Annotated in this window: 24 protein-coding genes and 1 tRNA gene; 10 read left to right on the top strand and 15 right to left on the bottom strand. The window is 64.0% G+C overall.

Features of this window, described 5'->3' with window-relative positions:
• Position 1 precedes the first annotated feature (1 nt).
• Entirely contained in the window at positions 2-604 is a 603-nt protein-coding gene (locus tag BJ994_RS16895) for a LysE family transporter (RefSeq protein ID WP_167995571.1), read from the bottom strand.
• A gap of 68 nt (positions 605-672) precedes the next feature.
• Between BJ994_RS16895 and BJ994_RS16890 the strand changes: the two genes are divergently transcribed.
• Positions 673-1,638, top strand: a complete 966-nt coding sequence (locus BJ994_RS16890; RefSeq protein WP_167995570.1) for a LysR family transcriptional regulator ArgP — start codon at positions 673-675, stop codon at positions 1,636-1,638.
• Positions 1,631-1,918, top strand: coding sequence for a type II toxin-antitoxin system Phd/YefM family antitoxin (locus BJ994_RS16885; protein ID WP_209066983.1), 288 nt, complete (start codon positions 1,631-1,633; stop codon positions 1,916-1,918). Before BJ994_RS16890 ends, BJ994_RS16885 begins: the two co-directional genes overlap by 8 nt.
• Here the strand turns inward: BJ994_RS16885 and BJ994_RS18265 are convergent.
• Positions 1,909-2,085, bottom strand: coding sequence for a hypothetical protein (locus BJ994_RS18265; protein WP_245192663.1), 177 nt, complete (start codon positions 2,083-2,085; stop codon positions 1,909-1,911). The genes BJ994_RS16885 and BJ994_RS18265 overlap by 10 nt on opposite strands.
• On the opposite strand from BJ994_RS18265, the gene BJ994_RS18490 reads away from it, so the two are divergent.
• On the top strand, positions 2,014-2,196 hold the full coding sequence (locus tag BJ994_RS18490) for a type II toxin-antitoxin system RelE family toxin (protein ID WP_342450457.1): 183 nt from the start codon (positions 2,014-2,016) through the stop codon (positions 2,194-2,196). The two genes, BJ994_RS18265 and BJ994_RS18490, sit on opposite strands and share 72 nt — an antisense overlap.
• Before the next feature lie 5 nt (positions 2,197-2,201).
• On the opposite strand, the gene BJ994_RS16875 is transcribed toward BJ994_RS18490, so the two are convergent.
• The 4 genes from BJ994_RS16875 to BJ994_RS16860 all read right to left on the bottom strand — a co-directional run bounded on the left by BJ994_RS16875 (position 2,202) and on the right by BJ994_RS16860 (position 7,656).
• Positions 2,202-4,067 carry a cytochrome b/b6 domain-containing protein gene (locus BJ994_RS16875; RefSeq protein ID WP_167995567.1) on the bottom strand — a complete coding sequence of 622 codons (1,866 nt, stop codon included), beginning with the start codon at positions 4,065-4,067 and terminating at the stop codon, positions 2,202-2,204.
• 3 nt (positions 4,068-4,070) lie between these two features.
• Positions 4,071-5,057 carry an electron transfer flavoprotein subunit alpha/FixB family protein gene (locus tag BJ994_RS16870; RefSeq protein ID WP_167995566.1) on the bottom strand — a complete coding sequence of 329 codons (987 nt, stop codon included), beginning with the start codon at positions 5,055-5,057 and terminating at the stop codon, positions 4,071-4,073.
• Between the two features lie 12 nt (positions 5,058-5,069).
• Positions 5,070-5,846 (bottom strand): electron transfer flavoprotein subunit beta/FixA family protein, encoded by a 777-nt coding sequence (locus BJ994_RS16865; RefSeq protein WP_167995565.1) that lies wholly within the window; start codon positions 5,844-5,846, stop codon positions 5,070-5,072.
• Between the two features lie 292 nt (positions 5,847-6,138).
• Positions 6,139-7,656 carry an SPFH domain-containing protein gene (locus tag BJ994_RS16860; RefSeq protein WP_167995564.1) on the bottom strand — a complete coding sequence of 506 codons (1,518 nt, stop codon included), beginning with the start codon at positions 7,654-7,656 and terminating at the stop codon, positions 6,139-6,141.
• Positions 7,657-7,777: 121 nt separating this feature from the next.
• Here BJ994_RS16860 and BJ994_RS16855 point away from each other — a divergent pair, with 121 nt between their 5' ends.
• Positions 7,778-8,284 carry a hypothetical protein gene (locus BJ994_RS16855; RefSeq protein WP_167995563.1) on the top strand — a complete coding sequence of 169 codons (507 nt, stop codon included), beginning with the start codon at positions 7,778-7,780 and terminating at the stop codon, positions 8,282-8,284.
• Between the two features lie 4 nt (positions 8,285-8,288).
• Here BJ994_RS16855 and BJ994_RS16850 read toward each other — a convergent pair whose 3' ends face one another.
• The 4 genes from BJ994_RS16850 to BJ994_RS16835 form a co-directional block, all read right to left on the bottom strand.
• A complete protein-coding gene (locus BJ994_RS16850) occupies positions 8,289-8,489 on the bottom strand; it encodes a hypothetical protein (RefSeq protein WP_167995562.1) in 201 nt (66 codons plus the stop codon).
• Between the two features lie 290 nt (positions 8,490-8,779).
• Positions 8,780-9,388 carry a cyclodeaminase/cyclohydrolase family protein gene (locus BJ994_RS16845; protein WP_167995561.1) on the bottom strand — a complete coding sequence of 203 codons (609 nt, stop codon included), beginning with the start codon at positions 9,386-9,388 and terminating at the stop codon, positions 8,780-8,782.
• The gene (locus BJ994_RS16840) at positions 9,385-11,757 is read right to left on the bottom strand and encodes a phosphoketolase family protein (RefSeq protein ID WP_167995560.1); all 2,373 of its coding nucleotides are present in this window, start codon (positions 11,755-11,757) and stop codon (positions 9,385-9,387) included. The genes BJ994_RS16845 and BJ994_RS16840 overlap by 4 nt, the downstream gene beginning before the upstream one ends.
• An 89-nt stretch (positions 11,758-11,846) precedes the next feature.
• Entirely contained in the window at positions 11,847-14,285 is a 2,439-nt protein-coding gene (locus BJ994_RS16835; RefSeq protein WP_167995559.1) for an ATP-dependent DNA ligase, read from the bottom strand.
• Between the two features lie 327 nt (positions 14,286-14,612).
• Between BJ994_RS16835 and BJ994_RS16830 the strand changes: the two genes are divergently transcribed.
• The 3 genes from BJ994_RS16830 (at position 14,613) to BJ994_RS16820 (ending at position 17,303) form a co-directional block, all read left to right on the top strand.
• Complete coding sequence (locus BJ994_RS16830) at positions 14,613-15,326, top strand: S1 family peptidase (protein ID WP_167995558.1); 714 nt, start codon at positions 14,613-14,615, stop codon at positions 15,324-15,326.
• A 7-nt stretch (positions 15,327-15,333) separates the two neighbouring features.
• Positions 15,334-16,050, top strand: a complete 717-nt coding sequence (locus BJ994_RS16825) for a S1 family peptidase (RefSeq protein ID WP_167995557.1) — start codon at positions 15,334-15,336, stop codon at positions 16,048-16,050.
• A gap of 179 nt (positions 16,051-16,229) precedes the next feature.
• A complete protein-coding gene (locus tag BJ994_RS16820) occupies positions 16,230-17,303 on the top strand; it encodes an NADH:flavin oxidoreductase/NADH oxidase (protein ID WP_167995556.1) in 1,074 nt (357 codons plus the stop codon).
• A gap of 58 nt (positions 17,304-17,361) precedes the next feature.
• Here the strand turns inward: BJ994_RS16820 and BJ994_RS16815 are convergent, their stop codons facing one another.
• The gene (locus BJ994_RS16815) at positions 17,362-17,841 is read right to left on the bottom strand and encodes an SRPBCC domain-containing protein (RefSeq protein WP_167995555.1); all 480 of its coding nucleotides are present in this window, start codon (positions 17,839-17,841) and stop codon (positions 17,362-17,364) included.
• 57 nt (positions 17,842-17,898) lie between these two features.
• On the opposite strand from BJ994_RS16815, the gene ku reads away from it, so the two are divergent.
• Entirely contained in the window at positions 17,899-18,756 is an 858-nt protein-coding gene (gene ku / locus BJ994_RS16810; protein ID WP_167995554.1) for a non-homologous end joining protein Ku, read from the top strand.
• A complete protein-coding gene (locus BJ994_RS16805; protein WP_167995553.1) occupies positions 18,756-19,004 on the top strand; it encodes a hypothetical protein in 249 nt (82 codons plus the stop codon). The genes ku and BJ994_RS16805 overlap by 1 nt, the downstream gene beginning before the upstream one ends.
• Before the next feature lie 153 nt (positions 19,005-19,157).
• Here BJ994_RS16805 and BJ994_RS16800 read toward each other — a convergent pair whose 3' ends face one another.
• From BJ994_RS16800 to BJ994_RS16785, 4 genes are all read right to left on the bottom strand, one after another.
• Entirely contained in the window at positions 19,158-20,252 is a 1,095-nt protein-coding gene (locus tag BJ994_RS16800) for a DUF2163 domain-containing protein (RefSeq protein ID WP_167995552.1), read from the bottom strand.
• 165 nt (positions 20,253-20,417) lie between these two features.
• Positions 20,418-21,239: a formate/nitrite transporter family protein gene (locus tag BJ994_RS16795; protein WP_167995551.1), complete on the bottom strand. Its 822-nt coding sequence runs from the start codon at positions 21,237-21,239 to the stop codon at positions 20,418-20,420.
• A gap of 91 nt (positions 21,240-21,330) precedes the next feature.
• Positions 21,331-21,939 carry a flavodoxin family protein gene (locus BJ994_RS16790; protein WP_167995550.1) on the bottom strand — a complete coding sequence of 203 codons (609 nt, stop codon included), beginning with the start codon at positions 21,937-21,939 and terminating at the stop codon, positions 21,331-21,333.
• A gap of 84 nt (positions 21,940-22,023) precedes the next feature.
• A complete protein-coding gene (locus BJ994_RS16785) occupies positions 22,024-22,269 on the bottom strand; it encodes a DUF2630 family protein (RefSeq protein ID WP_167995549.1) in 246 nt (81 codons plus the stop codon).
• A 327-nt stretch (positions 22,270-22,596) separates the two neighbouring features.
• Between BJ994_RS16785 and BJ994_RS16780 the strand changes: the two genes are divergently transcribed.
• Positions 22,597-22,670 (top strand) — tRNA-Val (locus tag BJ994_RS16780).
• Positions 22,671-22,682 lie beyond the last annotated feature (12 nt).

Raw genomic sequence — 22,682 nt, 5'->3', positions numbered from 1 at the left:
ATTACACGATCAGTGAGATAGCCAGTGCAAGCATGACGGCGGCGATAACGCCGTCGAGGATCCTCCACGCAAGGCGCCGGTTGAAGAGCGGAGCGAGGTAGCGGGCACCCACGCCGAGGGCCGTAAACCACACGATGCTGCCTGCACAGGCGCCGATCGCGAACCACCACCTGCCCTGGATGCCGTGCGTGCTTGCCAGTGACCCCAGCAGGAGCACCGTATCCAGGTACACATGCGGGTTGAGCCAGGTCAGGGCCAGGCACGTGGCAAGTGCGGTCCGCCAGGATCCGCAACCCCTGCCCTTCGTCACGTCGAGTTGCTCGCCGCGCACTGCCCGTAGCCCCGCCAGCACCGCGTATCCCAGAAGGAAAGCCGCGCCGGCCCAGCGGATGACCTCCAGCAGTACCGGTGCATGTTCAATGACAACCCCGAGGCCGCCGACGCCAAGCGTGATGAGCGCGATGTCGGAAAGCGCGCAGACAGCTACAACGAGGGCAACGTGGGATCGGCGCAGGCCCTGCCGGAGCACAAAGGCGTTCTGCGAGCCGATAGCGATGATGAGCGATAGACCGGCAACGAAGCCGGTGAGCGTGGAGTCGAGCACGATACAACGCTAAGTGTAGGTCCAGGCTGATTCCAGCTAAAGTTTCTACAGTATGGTAAGAGTTGCTTATGAAGGAGATTGATCCAACCCAGGCGTTGGCACTAGCCGCCATCATTCACCAGGGCAGCTTCGACGCTGCTGCTTCCCACCTCTCCATCACCCCATCCGCCGTCAGCCAGCGCATCCGCGCCTTGGAGACCGCCGTCGGCCGGCCCGTCCTGCGGCGAACCCGTCCGGTCCAGCCGACCGAAACGGGTGAGGCGATCGTGCGATTCGCCCGGAAGCTCGAGCTGCTCTCGGCGGACCTGTCGGCTGAGCTGCGTGAAACGAAGGATGCGCCGCGTCAACGCATCGTGATCGTGATCAACGGCGATTCCCTGCACACGTGGGCACTTCGCGCGCTGGTGCCGGTTGCCGAAACACTGGAACTGGAGATCCTGCGCGAGGATCAGGAGCACTCACTGGACCTGCTGCGGAGCGGGGCGGCCGCTGCGGCCATCACCTCGGTTGCCAGCCCGGTGCAGGGTTGTTCGTCCAGTCCGCTGGGGATCATGCGCTACATCCCGGTCTGTACTGACGAATTCCAGCAGCGCTGGTTCGTCGATGGTGCCACCGTGGAGAACCTGGAGCGCGCCCCCGTGGTGGTCTTCGACCGCAAGGATGACCTCCAGGACCAGTACCTGCGAAGCAGGACAAAGCGAGCGATCACTCCGCCACGGCACTACGTTCCGGCGGCCCAGGAGTTCGCGGAAGCCATCCGGCTCGGCATGGGCTGGGGCCTGCTCGCCGAACTGGAGCTGGCTCATGACCCAGCAGCTGCGAATCTCACGGCACTCGTCCCAAGAGGGCACGTGGATGTGCCGCTCTACTGGCAGCAGTGGCGTCACGGATCCAGCGCCCTCGAAGCAGTCGCCGAAGCAATCCGCACCGGCGCCGCTGTTCTTCGCAGAGCCCAACCCCAATCACGGAAGTCGGGTGGCGCACCCGGCCTAGACTTCTCATCAACTTCTAGTCATACTTATGACTATGAGTAGTACCGTGTCGCTGGCTGAGGCGAAGGCTCACCTGTCCGAACTAGTGGTCCGCGTGGGCGGTCAGCACGAGAGGGTCACGGTTACGGTACACGGCAAGCCGTCGGCGATTCTGCTGGCACCCGAGGACCTTGAATCACTCGAGGAGACAATCGCGATCCTCTCCGACCCCGAAACAATGCGGCGACTGGCAAGTTCGGAGTCCGAGCTCGCACACGGTGAAGTCGAGTCTGAATCGGACCTCGCCGCAGCGATGGAACGGCGTCACAGGCCCTACGCGTGAGCGCCGAGCGGTACTCGCTCGTCGTCACACCTACCGCTCGGCGACAACTCGCGGAGGTTCTTCCCGAAGGGGTTGCTTGGGCGGGTTATGAGTTCATCGTCGGCCCACTTCTTGATAACCCTCACCGGGTAGGTAAGCGACTCCATCCGCCGCTCGAGGACAGCCATAGTGCGCGCCGAGGCACATACCGGATCATCTACAGAATCGACGAAGCACAGAGATCCGTCTGCGTTGTTGACGTGGCGCACCGCAGGGACGCCTACCGTGCCAATCGTTGATCAGGTCACCGCGAACTGACCCGCCCGAACAAGCCTGCAAGCGGCGCCAGTATCAGCGGTTTCGCTGCAATCCAGGCACCCACCACGAGCAGCAGCGAGACGAAGAAGATCCAGAATCCCGCCCAGTTCACCGCGTCCTGGCCGCCGTACATGTGGTTCAGGTTGCGCAGGGCACCGGTCGCGAAGACCAATGCCACGTGACCGATGATGAAGACAACGAAGTACAGCATCACGGGGAAATGGACGGCCCGCGCCCATTCGACCGGATAGACCCGGTTCAGTGTCTTGGCGTTCTTTGGCCAGATTCCGGACATCCGGGCTCCCGTGATCGCCGCCAGTGGCGCCGCTACGAAGATGGTTGCGAAGTACGCCAGCTGCTGCAGGCTGTTGTAGTTCACCCACCCATTCTCTGTGGGCCAGTCCAGCGAAACGTACTGGATCAGCGCAGAGAGTGCATTCGGGAAGACCTCCCAGGTTGTGGGAACCAGCCGCATCCAGTGGCTGGTGACGAACAGCAGCACCACGAACACGAGGCCGTTCACCAGCCACAGGATGTCCAGTGCCTGATGGAACCACAGGCTGAGACTGATCTTTCCGTCCCCGCCCTTGGACCACTTCGGCGTCCAGTATCCCGGCGGCCGGGTTTCCCTGCGCACCTGCAGCCCGGACTTGATGATGAGCACGATCAGGAAGAAGTTGAAGAAGTGCTGCCACTGCACCCAGGCCGGGAAGCCGGGTTCCGCGCCTTCGGGCAGGTGGGTCTCGCCCGGGTATGTAGTGAGGAAGTCCTGCATGAAACCGAGGGTGACAAACCAGCGCGTGAACAGCACAGCCCCCAGCGCGATTGCGAGGAGCCCCGCGGCGCCGAGCAACAGATTGGCCATGCGGCTGCGGGGCTTCCGCTCGCTCGCCGCCTTTGCGGTGTCCCTGGTGTCCGCGGACTTCTCGGGGAGCGGCTTGCGGGTTTCCGTGGGACCAGCAGCAGCCGACGACGGCGCTTCCTCCTCGGGAGGCGTCGCCTTTTCTTCGATTGGCGTCGCAACGGCGACCGGCTCGGGCGCCTTCTCGGGTTGCGCTACCTCAGCAGCAACAGGGGCAGGCTCTTCGGCGGCCTTCGTTCCGACTGCTTCGGTTTCCGTGCGCGTCTGAACAGGCTCGACGACGACGGCGGTCTCCGCCGGCCAACGCTCGCCGCCTGGGACGCGAGGCAATCCACGCCGCAGAAGCTGCATGGAGCCGGCCTGTGCGGCCACACGCGCGGCCGCTGGGTTTTCATTCGACGCTGCTGGTTGCGGCGCCGCCTCCACTGAAGCCTCCTGCCGGGCAGGGACTGCTTCATCGGCTGAGGATGGTTCGCTGACCGACGCCGCGTCCTCGCGCCTTGCGTCAGAGCGAGCTTCAGGAGCCGGTGAAGCGGGCGTCGATACAGCGGGCGTCGATACAGCGGGCGTCGTCGCAGCACCAGCGGGGGGCCACGGGTCCCCTCCGGGAGTTCGGGGAAGCCCCCGCCGGACTGGACGGGCGCCTGCGTCGACCGCGGGCGCGCCCGCCTGAACACCCGACGACGGCGAGGCGCTCGGCGCCGTCGCAGGCTTCACGGAAGACGGGCTCGCCGCCGTCGTATCAGTGCCGGGAGCTGCAACTGTTGCGCCCGCCGCCGCCGTATCAGTCCCGGACGAAGCGGAAGGAGGTGCCGGCGTCGTCGTTGTGTCAGAACCGGAAGCCGGGCTTGCCGCCGCCGTTGTGGCCGTTGGTGCTGGGACGTCGGTGTCGCCAGGTATTTCGGTGAGGACTGCGTCCGCGGGCGGCCATGATTCCTCGCCGCTTCGGCGAGGCAGGCCCCGGCGCAGTGTGCGACCGTGCGTCGCCATTCGCTACCCCTTCCGCGCGGAAAGTGACTTGATCAGCTGCGGGACCACTTCGAAGAGGTCGCCGACAACCCCGAAGTCGGCGACGTCGAAAATGGCCGCGTCCGGGTCCTTGTTGATCGCGACGATGGTCTTCGCGGTCTGCATACCTGCGCGGTGCTGGATTGCGCCGGAGATACCGAGTGCAACGTACAGCTGCGGCGAGACTGAAACGCCGGTCTGGCCGATCTGGTAGCTGTTCGGAACGTAGCCGGCGTCGACCGCTGCCCGTGAAGCGCCGACCGCAGCGCCGAGGACATCCGCGAGTTCCTCAACCAGGGCGAACTGCTCCTGCGATGACAGGCCGCGGCCGCCAGCCACAACCTTCGCGGCGCCACGCAGTTCGGGGCGGGTTGAGGCCGCCGTCTGCTCCTCGAAGGACTCGACGATAGCTGCTGCGGCTCCGGACGGTTTCACGTCAAGGACGTCCACAGTCGGTGTCACGGCTTCTGCGCGAGCATCGATCGAGCCTTCGCGAACGGTGATTACCAGCGGGCCGAATGTCGGCGCGCAGTCCACGTTGTAGGCTCCGCCGTAGACCGAGTGATGGGCGAGGACGCCCTCCTCGTCGCGTCCAACGCCGATCGCATCGACCGCGAGGGCGCAGCGTTTCCGCGCAGCGAACCGGCCGGCGGCGTCGCGTCCGTCGAGCGAGTTGGTGATCAGGATCGCGTCCGGTTGCACCTGGTCAGCCGCGACGGTGAGCGCATCCACTACCGGCACGCCCAGAGCTGAGGAAAGCTCTTCCATTTCCGCCATCAGAACGTGTTTCGCGCCGAGCGAACCGGCCTCAGAGGCGGCTTCAGCGCCTTGACCGGGCAATGCGACAACCAGAGCCACCGGTGTGCCAACGCCGACCGCTGCACCGAGAAGTCCGGCGGCGCTCTTGGTCAGTTCGCCCGAGGGCGTGGTGCCGAGGAGGACGAGGATCGAATCTTCCGGGAATGTAGTCATGACTTTCGTTCCTTACGCCAGTCGGTTCGAAATAAGGAACTCGGCGAGCTTCTCGCCGCCGTCGCCCTCGTCAACGATCTTCGTCCCGGCGGTCCGGGCTGGGCGTTCGGCGACGGCGAGCATGATGGACCGGGGTGTGTCGAGTGACTCCGGGTCGACGTCGAGGTCGGCTGCGGTGAGCGATTCCACCGGCTTTTTCTTCGCGGCCATGATGCCCTTGAAGTTGGGAAAGCGGCCGGCAGGAAAACGTTCGGTGACCGAGATGACCGCCGGCAGTGGTGCGGCTACCCGCATGGTTCCGGTGTCCGATTCACGGCTACCGGTTATCCGATCCGCGGTGACCTCGACGGAAGTGAGCGCGCTTGCGTAGGGGACTTCCAGGAGTTCGGCGATCATCGCAGGCAGCACGCCGCCCGAGCCGTCCGTGGAGAGGTTTCCCGCAATGATGAGGTCAAACCCTGTGCGCTTGATGGCAGCGGCCAACACTTCGGCAGTGAGGCCGAGATCGGCCCCCACCAACTTCTCGTCGGCTATGTGCACGAGCCTGGACGCTCCCATCGCGAGAGCCTTGCGCAGGGTGGTGGCTGCGGATTCGGGGGCCATCGACACGACGATGATCTCCGCATCGCTGATCTCTCCGGCCTGCGAGAGCGCCACCTCGAGTGCGCGCTCGTTGATTTCGTCCAGCACCGCCTCGCCGGCGCCCCGCTCAGCGAGTCCCGTCTCAAGGTTGAGCTTGCGCTCCCCGTAGGTGTCCGGGACCTCTTTCATGAGAACGATGATCTTCATTGACCCTCCTCGATGTCTTATCGGTCGGCGCGCACAGGGTAAGCGCGCACCGAACGTGTAGCCGTCCGTGCTCCAGGCCGGCGCCGCGCCCGGTCAGCCGGTAGGCAGACGGGCACAGTGCAAGTGGTCGAGCATTCTCCGCTCCCGAGGATACCGTGCCCGCAGGTTGATCCACGATCCGGCTGCCGCTGCAACGGGTCCTCACATCAACGGTGCACCGCATCGGGCGGGACGCAGGAGCGGCCGGTCACCTTCCGTCTCGAAGGTGACCGGCCGCTTTCGTGGAAACGGGTCAGGCGCCGGTGGAGGCGCCGTCGTCGTTCTTCCGGGGAGCCTTCTGCGATGGTGCGGCCGGGCCGGACGCAACCGGCTGCGCTTCCGGCTTTGCGCCGTCGCCGCCCCAGTTCTGCAGCATCTGCACCGCGTCGAGGCCGGTGGTGTCCTTGAGCAGCTGGAAAGTCTGCTGCAGGCCGCCGGTGACGTTCCTGCTGAGTTGGCTGGCGCCGTCATTGGAGATGACAGTCATGCTGTCGATCGCGGACATCGGCGCGGCGATCTCGCGGGCAACCAGCGGCAGCATCTCCATGACCTTGTTGAGGACGGCGGCGTCGTTGAACTGCTCGTACGCACGGGCCTGTGCCTCGATACCTTCAGCCTCGGCAACGGCCTTCTGGCGTACGACGTCGGCCTCAGCCTGACCGCGGACCTTGATGACCTCAGCCTCGGCCGAACCGTTGGCGCGGGTCACCGCAGCTGCAGCGTTACCGCGTGCGGTGTTGGCGGCGGCCTCAGCTTCGGCCGTCACCTTGTCACCCTCGGCAGAAAGCCTGCGCTTGGTGAGTGCGACCTCAGCCTCAACTTGGTCTGCTTCGGACTGGCGCTTACGCTGCTCCAGCTTCGCGGCGGCTTCCTGCTCCACCCGGTACTTGTCAGCGTCAGCCGGCTTTCGGATCTCGATGTCGAGTTCGCGTTCGCGTAGCTCCGCCTGGCGTGAGGTGACCTGCTGTTCCTTGAGCAGGATCGCCTCTTTCTGGTCCGCAGCGGCAAGGGGGCCGGCGGCGTCGGCCTGTGCCTGGCGCGCGTCGGCGACTTCCTTCAGTTCCGCGCGCTTGATGGCGAGGCGCTGTTCGGCGAGCGCAACCTGCTCATCGGCGATGGCCTTTGCCTGCGCGGCCTCCTGCGCAGCGTTGGCTTCGGCGATCTTGGCCAGCTTTTCCGCGAGCGCTGCCTCGGGACGGCCAAGATTCCGCAAGTAGTCCGAGCTGTCCTGCACCGACTGGATCTGGAAGGTATCAATCACCAGGCCCTGGTTGTGCATGGAGTGCTCTGCTTCTTCCTTGACGCTTTTCGCGAAGGAAGCACGGTCCTTGATGATCGAATCGACGGTCAGCGTACCGACGATCGAACGCAGTGAGCCGGAGAGGGTTTCCTGGGTGTAGTGGTCAATCTGGTCCTGCTGGTTCAGGAAGCGCTGGGCTGCCCGGCGGACGGCCTCTTCGTCGCCGCCGACCTTAATCTGGGCAACACCGGTCAGATGCAGGGCGATGCCGTTCTGCGAGATGCCCTCGATCTGCAGGGTGACCTGGCGCGAGGCGAGCGAGATCGAGAACGCCCGCTGCGTGAACGGGTTGATGAAGGTGCGGCCGAACTCAACCCGCTGACCTTCCTGATTCCCCTTGCCGGTGATGATGAGCGCTTCCGACGGGCTCGCGATGCGCAGCGCCATGCGCGCGATGATCATGGCAATAATGCCCAGAACAATGACGGCGCCAACGATCACCCCGATCGTGATTAACAGGCCAATTTCCACAGGTACTCCCCATATTCAAGGCACGTAAGGATAACCGGCGCGTGCCATTCGCCACCATGACGCTACACGAAAGGCGCACGGCAGTCTCCAATTATCCCCAGACTTTCACTAGGGTGGAGAGATGGGGACAATGACTCGGACCGGGTTCGTGCTGTGGTGGATAGGCTTCTTCGCTTTGGTGCTCGGAGTGATTTCATTGGCCGTCTGGGCAACAACGAGTGGTCCACCTGATTGGGGCGCGGTCTTGCCTGCCCTCGCAGGCGTTGCGGTTGGACGCAGCTTGAGGTCGCGATTGTTGCGGCGATCGGCCAATAGGGGGCGTTATCCGTGCTTCGTCCGACTAGCGTCGGCCGGTCCTTTCCACGGCAAATGGCGTTTCGGTTACGCAATTCCCGCCCATGGTCAAATCGCCTTCCAGAGCCCCGCGAAGGCTGAAGTCACGTTCAACATCGACGACGTCGGGCCCTCTTATCCCGCGGGGATGGCGGACACTATTCTCAAGCTCCAGCGGTCGTCCGAGGTCCTGCCCGTTATGGCACAGGGTGTGCGTTTGGAGATTGCCGCCCTGCCCAAGTACCTGCGGGTTATCGAGCGCGGCGTGCAGCGGCCCGCCGTCGTCGTACCCTGATTCCTCAGGCGCCTTCGCGACGGGCGTCGGCCCAGTTCTCAGCTGCGGCCAGGTGCCGGCGGGCAGCGGCCACAACGGCTTCGGGCCGGGGGTTGCGCCACGCCTGCTCGAGGTCGAAGAGTGCGTCCGCGACGGCACTACGGGCAGCAGCCAGAACGGAGGTTGGGTCCGCCGCAGCGGTCTCGTTTACCGGAATGGTGCTCATAACACGTATTCGTACTCGCGCCACCTTGGGATTTGTGTGGGTTAGGGAGAATCAAGCGGGAGAACGTGCTCAGCGCCTTCCGAGCCCCATGCCTTGCCTCACCGTTTGAGTGCGATGCACTCACTGCATGCAATGCCTGCATCGCAGTCAGATTCCAGGAAGGAGTACCCCCCCTCAGCGCGATAGCTCAAGAAGCGTCCGAGCGTGGCCAACGAGAAACTGTTCGAACAGAACTCCGGCAATGACGCCTCAAGCCTGCCACGCCGCGCGCAGCAGAAAGCACGGCTGGTTCAACGAATAATGCGCCCCCGGACCCGCGCCGAGAGCTCCTCCGCACTCTGCACCACCCGGGACGCCTTCCGCGTATGCTCCTGAAGCGACTCCTGAATGCTGTTCTCCTCCATTGAGGTCAGATTCGCCTCGACCACAATCCGGGCCGTAGCCGCTGCCGCACGCGCGGCTTCGGCCGCCACCGCAAGGTCGCTGAGGAAGTCCGGCTTGCACACGTCCACCAGTTCTTCACACAAGCGGACGACGGCGGCAGCCAGGTCCAGCTGCGCCCTCGCCGGGAGCGTCGCTTCCACGAGCGCCTCATCAATGCCCGCGCTGCGCCTCTCGCGCTCCTCATCCGACCCGGACGGAAGTTTGTAGCAATCCACCACCCTCCCGAACTTCTCTTCGTCCGATTCCGCGGCCTCAACGGCCGCACGGGTCAGCTCCCGGGCCTCGGCGACTATGCCCGCGACGTCGTCGTTGCCTCGCTCGCTGAAACCGGCCACCATGCCAACCAGCGCAGCCGCCTGCGCGACGTGGAGCGCCCCGACTGCCCCGGCCCCCGGCGTCGGCGCCGTTGAGCCGAGCCGGTGAAGGTACTGGTCAATGCTTTCCGATCCGCTCATGAGGCGTCATCCGGTGAAGATTCCTCCAGCAGCCACCCGGTGACCGCGTCGATGTCCTTGCCGTTATCGCGCGTGTACTGCCACGCGCGCTGCCGTTCGTCCTGGAAGTGCTGTCGTATTTCCGCCTGTGTTGAACGTAGCGACGGCACCCGGTCGATCACGTCCATGGCCAGCTGGTACCGGTCGATCTGGTTCATCATCGCCATGTCGAACGGCGTGGTGGTGGTGCCCTCCTCCTTATACCCGCGGACGTGGATGTTGCTGTGGTTGGTCCGCCGGTACGTCAACCGGTGAATGAGCCACGGATAGCCGTGATAGGCGAAGATCACCGGCCGGTCCCGGGTGAACAGCGTGTCGAAGCTACGCGCGGGCAATCCATGCGGATGCTCGGAGGAGTCCTGCAGCCGCATCAGGTCAACCACGTTCACCACGCGCACCTTCAACAAAGGCAGCGCCTCCTTGAGCAGCTTCGCGGCGGCAATCACCTCGCCCGTCGGCACATCTCCTGCACAGCCGAGGACGGCGTCAGGCTCCTCCCCCTCGGTCTCCCGCCCCGCGAAATCCCACACCCCAATCCCACGTTCGAAGTGCAGCCGGGCCTCCTCCGGACCGAGCCACGTCATGGTGGGCTGCTTGCCCGTCACGATCACATTCACGCGGTCCCGCGTCTGCAGGCAGTGTTCCGTCACGGCGAGCATCGTATTGGCGTCCGGCGGCAGGTATACCCGGATGACGTCGGCCTTCTTGTTCACCACGTGGTCAATGAATCCGGGATCCTGGTGCGAAAAACCGTTGTGGTCCTGCTGCCACACGTGAGAAGACAGCATGTAGTTCAGCGACGCGACCGGTTGCCGCCATGGCAGGTCCTGATGCACCTTGAGCCACTTGGCGTGCTGGTTGAACATCGAGTCGACAATGTGCACAAACGCCTCATAGCAGTTGAAGACGCCGTGCCTGCCGGTGAGGAGGTACCCCTCAAGCCAGCCCTGGCACAGGTGCTCGCTCAGCACCTCCATCACCCGGCCGGACCGCGCGAGGTGCTCGTCGACGTCGTCAATCCGCTGCTGCCACACTTTGTCGGTGACCTCGTACACGTCCTGCAACCGGTTCGACGCCGTCTCATCCGGCCCGAACAGGCGGAAATTCTCCGGGTTCAGCGTGATGAGCTCCCGCAGATACCCACCCGCCGTTGCCATCGGGCTCGCCTTCTCCTGACCCGGCCGATCGACGACGACGGCGTGATCCGCGTAGGCGGGCAGCCTCAGGTCCTCGAGCAGCCGGCCGCCGTTCGCGTACGGGGTGGCGCTCATGCGCAGGTCCCCTGCGGGCGCCTGTTCAGCAATCGCTTCGTCCAACAGGCCTTCGTCGGTGAAGAGCTCGCCGGGTTTGTAGGAGCGCATCCACTCCTCGAGCTGGCGGAGGTGGGCGTCATCGTCGTGAATCCCCGACAACGGGACCTGGTGCGCACGCCAGGTCCCCTCCACCTGGTCACCGTCCACGATCTCCGGCCCGGTCCAGCCCTTCGGCGAGCGCAGCACGATCATGGGCCAGGCTGGATGCTCCTCGGTTTGACGCTGCTCTTCGCGGGCCGCCGCCTGGATCTCTCCGATCCGATTCACACAGGCGTCCAGCGCCGAAGCGAAGTCCCGGTGTGCCTGGTCCGTGGCACGCGGGTCAGCGACGGTGACAAAGTGTGGGTCGTAGCCGTAGCCGCGCATCAATTGCTCAAGCTGAGCTTCAGGTATCCGCGAAAGCACCGTGGGGTTGGCGATCTTGTACCCGTTGAGATGCAGGATCGGCAACACGGCGCCGTCGTTCTTTGCGTCGAGGAAGCTGTTCGAGTGCCAGCTTGCCGCCAGCGGACCGGTCTCGGCCTCGCCGTCGCCGATCACGCATGCGGCAATCAGCTGCGGATTGTCGAAAACGGCGCCGTACGCGTGCGCGAGCGAATAGCCGAGCTCGCCGCCCTCGTTGATGGAGCCGGGCGTCTCGGGCGCGGCGTGGGAGGGAATGCCGCCGGGGTAGCTGAACTGTTTGAACAGTTCCTTCAGGCCGGCCTCGTTCGGGGTGATGGCGCTGTAGATTTCGGAGTAGGTGCCCTCAAGCCACGCGTTCGCGACGTTCGCCGGCCCGCCGTGTCCCGGCCCGGTGATGAAGAGCATCTCCTGCTGCCGCTCGGCGATCACCCGGTTGAGGTGGGCATAAATGAAGTTAAGCCCCGGCGTCGTTCCCCAGTGCCCGAGCAGGCGCTCCTTCACGTCCTCCCGGCGCAGCGGCGTGCGCAGCAGCGGGTTGTCGCGCAGGTAGATCTGGCCGACCGAAACATAGTTCGCGGCCCGCCACCAGGCGTCCAGCTTTTCAACGTTCATGACTCCCCTTCTTTCGCGTCGACTCTCCTCAAATGGTCGTTATGAACGGTCAAATCTGCGTCATAAGCACCGTTTGGGGAGAGTCGATTCTAGATTTCGACGACGACGTCGGACGGTTTCTTGTCGGGCCGCCATCCCCTCCACACGGGGTGGCGCAGTTTGCCGGCCGACGTGCGTTCACTGAACTGAACCTCGCCCACGAGCGCTGGGCGCACCCATCGCGCGTCGGACGCGTCGAGCGCCGGGACGTCGTCAAGCGGTGCGGTCTTGCGGCCCATCTTCTTCAGCCGCGAACCGATCTCGGCCAGCTCACGCTCGGTCAGGCCGGAGCCCACACGGCCGATGTACTTCAGATCCACACCGTCGGGGATCGCGACGAGCAGCGAACCGACCTTGTGCGCACGGTTCCCCTTTCCGGGACGCCACCCCACAATGACCACCTCCTGCGTCAGCGAGTGCTTGATCTTCACCCAGGATTCCGAGCGCCGGCCGGCCGAGTAGGTGCTGTTCACCCGTTTGGCGAGCACTCCTTCGAGACCCAGTTCCTTACTGGCCTCGATTGCTTCATCAAGGGTTGCATCGAGCGCCGGCGGCACCTGAACATGACCATCGCGCGGAGGATCGACCGCTTCCTCGAGCACTTCACGCCGCTGCGAATAACCCAGTTCAATCAGCGAATTCCCGTCCAGGTGCAACAGGTCGAACAATAGGAAGTGCACGGGCGTCCGCTTGCGGGCCGCCTCGATCTCGGATGTCTTGGTCAGGTTCATACGTCCCTGCAGCAGCCCGAAGTCCGGTCGGCCTGCCTTGTTGATGGCGACGATCTCGCCGTCGAGCACCGCCTGCTCCGCGTTGACGTACTTTCCGAGGTCCGCGAGCTCCGGGTACGCCTTCGTCAGGTCGTTACCGTTGCGGCTCATCAGCCGCGTACCCTCGGGCGTTACCGTGGCAATCGCCCGGATCCCGTCCCACTTCATCTCGAACGACCAGCCCTCCTCGGACCGGATGAAACCCGGCGCCCCGGTGGTGGCCAGCATCGGTTTGAGGTTCGGCAGCTCTTCCTTGACCGGCTCCTTGAACGCCGGCGGCGACGCCTGCCCAGGCTGCTCCTTCATGAGGTGGATCAGCCAGTTCTTCTCGGCCGAATCAGTGGACCCGCCGGTGTGGATCAGCGCATACCGGCGGACGGCGTTACCGCCCTTGGCCAGCCCGCCGTCGTCGCGCCCGGTCAGGGTGCAGATGACCTCCTTGCCCGGCCGCCACTTCTCCGCCTCGTATGTGCCCGAGTCCCAGATGTACACCTCGCCGGCGCCGTACTCGCCCTTCGGGATGGTGCCCTCGAACGAGCCGTAGTCCAGCGGATGATCCTCGGTCTGCACGGCAAGATGGTTCTGGTCTGCTGTGACCGGCGGGCCCTTGGGAATGGCCCACGACACCAGCACGCCGTCGCGCTCGAGCCTGAAGTCGTAATGCAGCCGGCGTGCATGGTGCTCCTGGATCACAAAACTGTTGCCGCCCGCCTCGCCGACCTTCTCCGGAACCGGCTCGGGGGTCTTCGAGGCATCCCGCATGGAACGGTACGTGTGCAGGCGGTCCGGGCCGTCGTCGTCGTTCTGGAGATCCTGCCCGGCGGTTCCGGGATCCATGTCCGCAAGCAGGTCGCCTGAATTCCGGACGCGCTCCATCACCTGCTCGTAGTCGAGCTGATCGAGGTCCGGGTCCTCGAGCTCCTCCCAGGTACGCGGCGCCGCAACCATGGGACGAGCCTTCCCGCGCAGTGAGTAGGGCGTGATCGTGGTCTTGTTGCGGTTGTTCTGGCTCCAGTCCAGCAGCACCTTCCCGCCGCGCAGGGATTTCTTCATGTCGCTGACCACCAGATCCGGGTGGTCAGCTTCCAGCACACGTGCCAATTCCTTGGCGACGGCGGAAACCTGGTCCGAGGTCTGTTTGCCGTCCAGCGCCGCGTACAGGTGGATCCCCTTCGATCCGCTGGTCACGGGCCGCGGATCCAGTCCCATCTCGTTCAGGATCTCCCGTGCCAGCCGTGCCACTTCCGCGCACTCGACGAGCGTGGCGCCCGGTCCCGGATCGAGGTCGAGCACCAGGCGGTCGGGATTGTTAGTTTCCCCGTTCGGACCGAATTTCCACTGCGGCACGTGGATCTCCAGCGCGGAGATCTGCGCAAGCCACGTGAGCGTCGCAAGGTTGTTGAGCATCGGGTACACGTTCAGGTGATCGCTGTGTTCAATACCAAAACGCTCAACCCACGACGGCGCCGACTTGTCCAGGTTCTTCTGGAAGAACACTTCCCCTGGCTTTTCCTCCGTTCCGACGCCGTTGACCCACCTCTTGCGGGTGACAGGCCGGTTGCGGGCGTGCGGGATGAGGTAATCGGCAACTGCAGCGTAGTAGGCCAGCACGTCCGCCTTGGTCAGGCCGGACTCCGGGTACATGACGCGGTCCAGGCTCGTGAGCTTCAGGCGCCGGCCCTCGACTGTAACCGTCTGCTGCGCGCTGCTGGGGGCCATTGACCCAGTCTTGTAGGGAACCGGCGTTTGCGCCAGTATCGCGGGCCGAGCGCGAGCCGTCGTCGTCGTCGTCGTCGTCGTCGTCGAGGCAGCCAACCATCGAACCGTCCATACGCCCGCCCTGTCAATACCGAACGTTCGTTTTCAGATTGTTTTGCGGCAAATCGAATGAAACCGCCAGAAATGGTGGCCGCCGGATGAACAGCATCCTTACAGTTGCCAGTGATTCGGATCACAGCTGGCCAGCGAAGTTCATCAGGATCAAGAACACGTCCAAGCGATCGCAGTGCGTTACAACGCCCTGCGTCCAGAACCGAAAGTTGTCCATTGAAATCGATTAGGTTACTTGCAGCCGCCGCACTCGCAGCGGGAACACTCCTTGCTCCGGCCGCCGCCACCGCGGCACCGGCCGGTACCGACATTGTCGGCGGAGACACCATCCCCATCAGCGCCGCGCCCTACGCGGTGCAGATCCACGTCAACACCACAGGTACCGCTTTCAACTGCACCGGATCACTCATCTCCTCCCAGTGGGTCCTTACGGCCAAGCACTGTGAAGGAACCCGCTCGGTGCGGCTCGGCTCAGCTTCGAACGGCTCCGGTGGAACGGTTCGCACCATCGTGGCGGACCGTGCCTTCGCCGGCGGTGATGTGCGCCTGCTGAAGCTCAGCTCTCCCTACAGCGGCGCGACGGTGACCCTGGATCGGGACCGCGTAACGCAGGCCGGACCGGCCAGCGCCTACGGCTGGGGCCGCACCTGCTCCGTCTGCAACGCTTCCCCCACCCTGAAGACCGCTCAGGTCAGCATCACCGCCTACTCATCGGACGCCTACGGCGGACCGGCCCTGCAGACCTATGGCCAGGACGGCCAGGTCTTCAAGGGTGACTCCGGCGGACCCCTCATGGTCAACGGCCAGCAGGTAGGCGTGCTCTCCACCGGCAGCGGCGATCCCGACACCTATGACCGCCCCGCCAACTACAGCGAGGTCAGCAACGCGATGTCCTGGATCACCTCGATCTCCGGCGTAACGGGAAGGTAGGCCAGAGATGAAGAAGCTGAAACTCGCAGCGATTGCCGCCCTTGCCGCCACGGCACTGCTCGGCCCCACCGGCGTGGCCTCTGCAGCACCCGACGGCGGCGCCGACATGCAGATCGTGGGCGGCAAAGACGTTAGCCACTCCGCCGCACCGTACACCGCACAGGTTAATATCAATGGGTCCTTTGCCTGCTCCGCCTCGCAGATCTCGGCCCAGTGGATCCTCACGGCGAAGCACTGCCTGGGCAGCAACATGTCCGTCAACCTCGGTTCGGCGAACCTGGGCGGCGGAACACGGGTGTCCGTTGCCCAGACCTACTCCTACAACGGCGGAGACCTTGCGCTCCTGCGGTTGTCGCGGTCTGTTTCGGGCAGCTACGCCAGCCTCGAGAAGGACCCGCTGCAGTACCAGACATCCGGCAATATCTACGGTTGGGGTCGCGAGACAGCCAACGGACCAGCCTCTCCAGTGTTGAAGACGGCTTCGGTCTACATCGAGTCCCTCGAGGATGACGCGTACGGCGGACCCGCCTACCGTCACGTGGGCGTTGACGGCCAAGCCTGGAAGGGCGACTCCGGCGGGCCGCTGGTAGTCAGCGGAAAGGTGATCGGCGTGGCTTCAACCAGCGCGAGCGGCGGCACCAACACCCGTGCCTCGTCCTGGTACTCCTCCGTCCCGCACGGCATCAGCTGGATCACCTCTGTTTCGGGAGTGACCGGTTCCTAAGACCGGAAGCACCGCCCGCTGAGTGCGTAGATGATGACGCTTCGATCGAAGCTTTCAGTCATTATCTACGCACTCAGCGCCCGTTAAGACCCGAGTACGACGACGGCGCACAGCCCGCTCCAAAGGCGGCCCACCTTGACCCGGGCATAACTTCTCCCGCCGACGCGTTGGCCAACGGTATGAGCTCAAAGCTGTTTGAACCCTTCACCCTCCGCGGAACCACTTTCAAAAACCGGGTCTGGCTTGCACCGATGTGCCAGTACTCGGCTGAGGACGGCATGCCGAACGAGTGGCATCATGTGCACCTCGGCGCCCGGGCGGCCGGCGGTTTCGGCCTCATTCTGGCCGAAGCCACCGCCGTCACACCGGATGGCCGCATTTCCCCGGAAGATACGGGTATCTGGAATGACCGCCAGCGCGATGCTTGGAAGCCGATCGTGGACTTCATTCACGCACAGAACAGCGTCGCCGGTATCCAGCTTGCACACGCGGGCCGCAAGGCCTCCACTTTCTCACCGTGGCGCGGACGCGGCACCGTACCGGCGGACGAAGGCGGCTGGAATACCGTCGCTCCGTCCGCCGAAGCTTTCCCCGGCTACAGGGAACCACGCGAAATGACCATGACGGAGATCCGGGAAGTTCCTCGTGCCTTCGCCCGTGGAGCGCGGCGCGCGCTGGAAGCCGGCTTCGACGTCGTCGAACTGCATGCTGCCCACGGTTATCTTCTGCACCAGTTCCTCTCGCCATTGAGCAATCACCGGACGGACAGCTATGGCGGCTCACACTCCAACCGCGCCCGCCTCCTGCTTGAAGTGACGGACGCCGTCCGGGAGGTCTGGCCGGAGGACAAGCCGCTGTTCGTGCGCGTATCGGCTACTGACTGGACAGACGGAGGCATCGACGTTGCCGAGACCAGCCAGACGGCGGCGCTCCTGAGGGAGCGCGGAGTCGACCTGATCGACGTCTCCTCCGGCGGCAACGCACAGGCCGATATTCCTGTCGAACCCGGCTACCAGGTGGAACTCGCGACGATCGTGGCCAAGAACTCCAACCTCCCGGTGAGCGCCGTGGGGATGATCACCGAGCCCGCACAGGCCGAGCGCATCCTCGCCGAAGAACGCGCCGACGCGATCATGCTGGCCCGCGCTGCGCTGCGTGACCCAAACTGGCCGATGCGCGCCCAACATGAACTCGGGCTGGGCGCCGAAGGCACACCGTGGCCGCCTCAGTATGAGCGGGGCGCCTGGCAGTAGCGGCGGCCCGCACCCGTCGAGTGCTGCAGCCCGGCAACGCTTCTGCGCGGCAGCGGACTCAGTCCGCGAACTGCTCCTCATACCGCGCAACGTATTCGTCCCATAGCGCAGGGTTCTGCCCGAGGGGACGTTCGTTCAGGTAGTCGTCCAATCCCATGAGGGTCAGGTGCCAGCCGGCGGCCGAGCGCGCAATGTCCTGGCCCTCCCGGACCGTATTGGTCAGCGTGAGGAGGCTGCCGCCGTCGTCGTCCTCGAGTGCCCAACGCAGGATTTCCTCGTCCCAGGTGTAGGCGAGCAGACGCGGCTTGGCGGCCTCGAGGACGGTGCCCTCCACGGGCCTTTCACGATGGACCTTGAAGGTGACGGTGGCGCCCACGCGGGGCAGGATGTCCAACTCGCACGGGAACCAGTACTTCAGCTTGGCCGGGTCCGTGAGGTGTTTCCACATCACCTGCATGGACGCATCGAAGCGCATCTCGAACCAGAGAGCGGGCTGTCCGTCGGCGAGCGTCCTGGTAACCATCGGTTCGGTGTTCACCTAAGCAATCGTAGACCGTCCGTTTACTCCTTCGGGCAGCACTGGTTCACTAGGAACATGAGAGCCATCTGGAAAGGCGCGGTAGCGTTTGGGCTGGTCAACGTACCGGTGAAGGTGTACAGCGCAACCGAGGACCACGACATCAGCCTCCATCAGGTCCATGACAAGGACGGCGGCCGGATCCGCTACCAGCGGCGGTGCGAGATCTGCGGCGAAGTTGTGGAGTACAAGAACATAGACAAGGCGTACGACGACGGCGAGCGCACCGTGGTGCTCACCGCCGAGGATTTTGCGTCGCTTCCCGTGGAGAAGAGCCGCGAGATCGAGGTCGTGGAGTTTGTTCCAAGCGACCAGATTGATCCGATCATGTTTGACCGCGCCTACTATCTGGAGCCGGATTCGAAGTCGACCAAAGCCTATGTCCTGCTACGGCGGACCCTGGAAGAGACGGACCGGACGGCGATCGTCCAGTTCTCGCTTCGGCAAAAGTCCCGTTTGGCCGCCCTTCGCGTCCGCGGTGACGTATTGATGATCCAGACACTGCTCTGGGAGGACGAGGTCCGCGAGGCAAGCTTCCCGTCGCTGGATGAGAAGGTGCGCATTTCCTCGAAGGAGAAGGAGATGTCGGCGGCGCTGGTTGAGTCCTTCTCCTCCGACTTCGACCCTGAGAACTTCAAGGACGAGTACCAGGAGCAGCTGCGCACCCTCATCGAGGCGAAGCTGGAGAAGGGCGAGGCCCTCGACACCGACGAGACGTTCGGCGAAACCGAGGACGAAGAGGGCGGAAACGTGCTCGACCTCATGGAGGCACTGCGCAGGAGCGTTGAAAAGAACCGCGAGAAGAAGGGCGCGGCCTCCAGCACAAAGGAGAAGGAAGCGTCAGGTTCCAAGTCCAAAACCAAGAAAGGTGCGTAATGGGGTTCATCAGAAACGAGTTCGGAGAGCAAACTATCGCCAAACCACCGAACGCTCCCATCATCGGGTGGGCCCTGCTGGGTGCCGCATCGATGATGGCGCTTGAGGAGAAGAACCGCGAAGCGCTCTCTGCGGCGAGCAAGGCTTGCCTGATGGTGTGGGCGGCACTGGAACTTGCCAACGGCGACAGCGTGTTCCGCACGGCCATGGGCGGCATCACGCTCGGGTGGCTCGCGCGCAGGGAATAAGCCATTCCAGTCTGCTCACTTCGGAACCACCCGCGCTTTGGCGCGCTATTGCAGTGACCGATTCCAAAGAGGCAGCAAAGCTGAGCGACGCGAAAAAGGACACGCCCCCTACGGATAGTCCGCAGGGGGCGCGTCCCTTCGACAGGTCAGCGGTTACCTACCGATGTTCGCCGGTCCGGCTGCGTCGGCGCTCTTGACGGCCTCGGCGCGGCGCTGCTCGATCTTGCTCTCGATCGCCGCTTCGCGGGACTCTGCCGGTGCAGTGCGCAGGGCTTCGGTGGGAGCGTTGTCCAGGGTCTGCATCGGAACAGGCGTGGTCGAAGCCCCACCATTCTTGGACGGAGTCTGGGGCAGGTTCAGGGCCGGGGCATCAGCGGCCTGGGCCTCGGCAGGGGCGCCGGTCCATTCCTCGAACTCACCTGTGACCTCACCGCGGACATTGTTCACACCGAGCTGGGCGATGGGGTTGTTCCCGGTCAGCGCTACGGATCCACGGACAATGTTGTTGTCCATGACAACACCGCCGGTGTTGCCTGTTGCGCTGACGTTGCTGCCCCAGTAGTTGCCCGAGGTGCACTCATCGAGCGGGCCGTCCGCTCCGATCTGCAGCATGTCCGTGTTGTCGGCGAACACTGCCTCGCCAGCGACTGACGTACCGCAGATGACGCTGCCGAAGGAGGTGCCCTGAACCCGGAGCGCGCCGTCGACCCAGCTCTGGTGGAGATCGGTGTACGCCGAATCACGTGAGTCAACCGAGCCCACGATGTCCGTGGTCTCGATGAACAGCTCACCGGAGCGGGAGACCAGGTCACCGGCGATGGAGGCATTCGCCGTGTAAACAAACCCGCCAATCGCTACATCACCGCTCGGCCGGGTCAGGACGCGGTCGCCGGCGGTGGCGCCGTCCAGGTACGCACCGAATGCGCCGTTGAGCACAACCTGTCCATTGACCGTTCCGCCGATCAACTCGACGTAGGCGTCAATGGCACCGCTGAGCTGGCCCTCGATGGTCACGTCCTCAGCGACGAGGTCAGCACCCTGCGCTACGCGGACGTTTCCGAGGACGGTTGTTCCGACCAGATTGCAGGACTTGTCCCTGGGAACAACCAGATCGCCGGGAACCGTTACGGCTCCAGCCTCGCCCACGCAACGGGTGGTGAGGGCTGCGGATGCTGGGGGTGCAAAGAGCATGCTGGTAGCACCCAGGGCTACGGCTGCGGTGAGTACTGAGACCTTCTTCTTGTTCATGAATTCCTCTGTTGATAAGGCGCGAGAGCGAGCGAGTCAGATGGAGCATTCGTACACAGTGACGAGTATTACACCTGACGCTAGTTGAGCACTAGTGATTGGAACAAGTTGTTTTTTGTTACATTCGCTCAGAACTTGAAGTCTTGACTATTGTTCACCTGTTCGTCATTCTGCCTTTTCGCGCTCTTGCTCAACCAACTTTCGGTCCCGCACCAACCTCAACGCGGTGACCAACAGAACACCCCCAATGACGTTAAACACGACCGTGTATGCGAACCAGCCCAGCCAGTCCAGGTAGCTGATGTCCGCGCCAGACAGGATCGCGCCGAAGATCAGCAGGGAGTCGAGGATGGAGTGGAAGAGCTGCAGTCCCGAGAGCAGGAAACCACCGACGACGGCGGCCGCGAGCTTCCCGACCATCTGCTCGGTTCCGTGCTGCATGCGGGTCATGAGCGTAATGGTGCTTCCGCCAAGCAGCGCGAGACACACGGTTTGCCAACTCAGCCCTGCGTCAACGTAGTGCTCGGCGGAAGTGGTTATGGTTTCGGTCCACTCCGGGAATGCGGTCATCACCAGCGCCATGAAGATCCATCCGCCAATGAGGTTGGCCAGCAGCGTTCCGCCCCACAGCTTGGCGAGCTGGCCCACACTGGCCTGCCCTGCGGTTACGGCCGCGATGGGGACCAGGAAGCCCTCCGTGAACAGCTCGCTCTTGGCCAGCAGCAGGGCGATAAGGCCCGCACTGAACGCCAAGCCGGCCAGCAGATGATTGTCGGTCTCGTGAAGCACCGCGAGGTAGGCGATAACGCCGATGCCGATCTCGAAGCCACCGAAGAGGCCGGTAATCAGGACATCTGGGAAGGTCCGGTGGAGACGCTGCGCACCCTCGTCGACGGTGCGGTCGAACGATTCCTCGATCTCCTCCTCAACCGGACCGGCATTGTCGCCGAGTTCCCGCCGTCGTGCGTCGCCGTCGTCGTCGTTCAAGCTGCCTGCCTATCCGGTGCGTATCGTCGTCGAAGTGGCACGACACACCGCGAGCGAATACGCATCCCCGGCGTGCCCTGCCACCTCGATTCTAGGGTGCCGGATAAGGCGCAACCTTGAGCGACTTCGCCAGGTGGACGGCGTTGGTGGCCATGGAGGAAATTGTGGATGCGACGGGATCCGGAACCTCGTCGAGATCCTTGAAGTCGACGGTTTGCATTGCTTCGCCCACCCAGTACACGCCGCCCTGCGCGGCGACGGTGAAGCCGATGTCGTTGAGGCCCTGGTGCATCTCCGCAGTGACGTGGTGGGCGCCATCCTCATTTCCGACGACCGCAGTCAGGGCGACCCTGTTGTACATGATGGGCCGTCCTTCGTCGTCTGTGGAGGAGAGGTCGGCGTCCAGGCGCTCGAATACGCGCTGCGCGAGGCTGCACATGTGGCCCACCCAGATGGGCGTACAGAGGAGGAAGATATCCGCGTCGAGGATCTGCTGGCGCAGTTGCGGCCATTCGTCGCCGTTGCCCATGTCGATCTGCACGCCGGGAGCCACGTTGTGGTCCACAACCCGGGCCGACGACGTCGTCACCCCCTGTTCCTTCAGCTTGCCGAGGATGTGGCTGGCCATGAGGTCGCTGCTCGACTCATCCGGCGAGGGTGTCAGCGTGCAGATCAGGGCGAATGCCTTGAGGTTCTCCATAGGTTTTCCTTCCGTTAAATCGACGATTCAGGAAACGCCGCTTTCGTCGTTGCGGTAGCGGCATGTCCTGCTGAGTCGGTGTGGTTATTGTCGGTAGCCCTCAACCTGGTCGACCGGGCGGGCCTCGGCCTCCTGTGGACTCTCTCCGGCGTCCTGTTTAGCCCGTCGCTGCCGAAGGAGGTCCCAGCACTGGTCCAGTTCCTCTTCGACCCGCTTCAGCCGTCCCTTCCGGTCACGGCCCGGGTCATCATTGCCCGGGGGTGCTCCGCGCAGCTCGTGCTCCTCGTCCACCAGTGACTGGATGCGTGCCAAAATGTCCTGATCATTCATGGCCAAACTCCTTCGCCGTAATTCTTCGGCCGCGGCGTACCGCGCACCGGGATGAATCTAGCTTGGAATAGTCAGGCTACTTACTACCCGATGAAATATCTAGCACCGTACGACAGCGGGCGACTCTCCCGCTTCCCCCGCTTCGGTGACGAAGCTGGACAAACTGGAGTGAAATACTGTTCACCGATCTCCAGTTTGATCCCGCTCGCGTCCAGGTTGCTCAAGGCCAGTTCGCACAAGGTGCGGCATCGCCAACGCAGGACCGACATTGGGGAGGCCGTTTGCGCGAGCACAATAGGAATGCCCTAAACTGGCCAAGAACTATTCGCCTGTGTAGCTCAGTCTGGTAGAGCATCCGCTTCACACGCGGAAGGCCCGGGGATCGAGGCCCCGCGCAGGCACTGTTCAAGGAA

Origin of the sequence: Arthrobacter pigmenti (assembly GCF_011927905.1) — a bacterium.
In the GTDB taxonomy this organism is placed as follows: Bacteria; Actinomycetota; Actinomycetes; order Actinomycetales; family Micrococcaceae; genus Arthrobacter_D; species Arthrobacter_D pigmenti.
This window is presented reverse-complemented; position numbering and strand designations above follow the sequence as displayed.

Excerpts from the sequence above, each read along its gene's own strand:
- BJ994_RS16865 (WP_167995565.1), bottom strand. The coding sequence starts at position 5,846 with ATGAAGATCATCGTTCTCATGAAAGAGGTCCCGGACACCTACGGGGAG.
- BJ994_RS16790 (WP_167995550.1), bottom strand. The coding sequence starts at position 21,939 with ATGGAGAACCTCAAGGCATTCGCCCTGATCTGCACGCTGACACCCTCG.
- BJ994_RS16875 (WP_167995567.1), bottom strand. The coding sequence starts at position 4,067 with ATGGCGACGCACGGTCGCACACTGCGCCGGGGCCTGCCTCGCCGAAGC.
- BJ994_RS16870 (WP_167995566.1), bottom strand. The coding sequence starts at position 5,057 with ATGACTACATTCCCGGAAGATTCGATCCTCGTCCTCCTCGGCACCACG.
- ku (WP_167995554.1), top strand. The coding sequence starts at position 17,899 with ATGAGAGCCATCTGGAAAGGCGCGGTAGCGTTTGGGCTGGTCAACGTA.
- BJ994_RS16820 (WP_167995556.1), top strand. The coding sequence starts at position 16,230 with ATGAGCTCAAAGCTGTTTGAACCCTTCACCCTCCGCGGAACCACTTTC.
- BJ994_RS16840 (WP_167995560.1), bottom strand. The coding sequence starts at position 11,757 with ATGAACGTTGAAAAGCTGGACGCCTGGTGGCGGGCCGCGAACTATGTT.
- BJ994_RS18265 (WP_245192663.1), bottom strand. The coding sequence starts at position 2,085 with ATGGCTGTCCTCGAGCGGCGGATGGAGTCGCTTACCTACCCGGTGAGG.
- BJ994_RS16850 (WP_167995562.1), bottom strand. The coding sequence starts at position 8,489 with ATGAGCACCATTCCGGTAAACGAGACCGCTGCGGCGGACCCAACCTCC.
- BJ994_RS16825 (WP_167995557.1), top strand. The coding sequence starts at position 15,334 with ATGAAGAAGCTGAAACTCGCAGCGATTGCCGCCCTTGCCGCCACGGCA.
- BJ994_RS16805 (WP_167995553.1), top strand. The coding sequence starts at position 18,756 with ATGGGGTTCATCAGAAACGAGTTCGGAGAGCAAACTATCGCCAAACCA.
- BJ994_RS16890 (WP_167995570.1), top strand. The coding sequence starts at position 673 with ATGAAGGAGATTGATCCAACCCAGGCGTTGGCACTAGCCGCCATCATT.
- BJ994_RS16785 (WP_167995549.1), bottom strand. The coding sequence starts at position 22,269 with ATGAATGATCAGGACATTTTGGCACGCATCCAGTCACTGGTGGACGAG.
- BJ994_RS16845 (WP_167995561.1), bottom strand. The coding sequence starts at position 9,388 with ATGAGCGGATCGGAAAGCATTGACCAGTACCTTCACCGGCTCGGCTCA.
- BJ994_RS16835 (WP_167995559.1), bottom strand. The coding sequence starts at position 14,285 with ATGGCCCCCAGCAGCGCGCAGCAGACGGTTACAGTCGAGGGCCGGCGC.
- BJ994_RS16855 (WP_167995563.1), top strand. The coding sequence starts at position 7,778 with ATGGGGACAATGACTCGGACCGGGTTCGTGCTGTGGTGGATAGGCTTC.
- BJ994_RS16800 (WP_167995552.1), bottom strand. The coding sequence starts at position 20,252 with ATGAACAAGAAGAAGGTCTCAGTACTCACCGCAGCCGTAGCCCTGGGT.
- BJ994_RS16885 (WP_209066983.1), top strand. The coding sequence starts at position 1,631 with ATGAGTAGTACCGTGTCGCTGGCTGAGGCGAAGGCTCACCTGTCCGAA.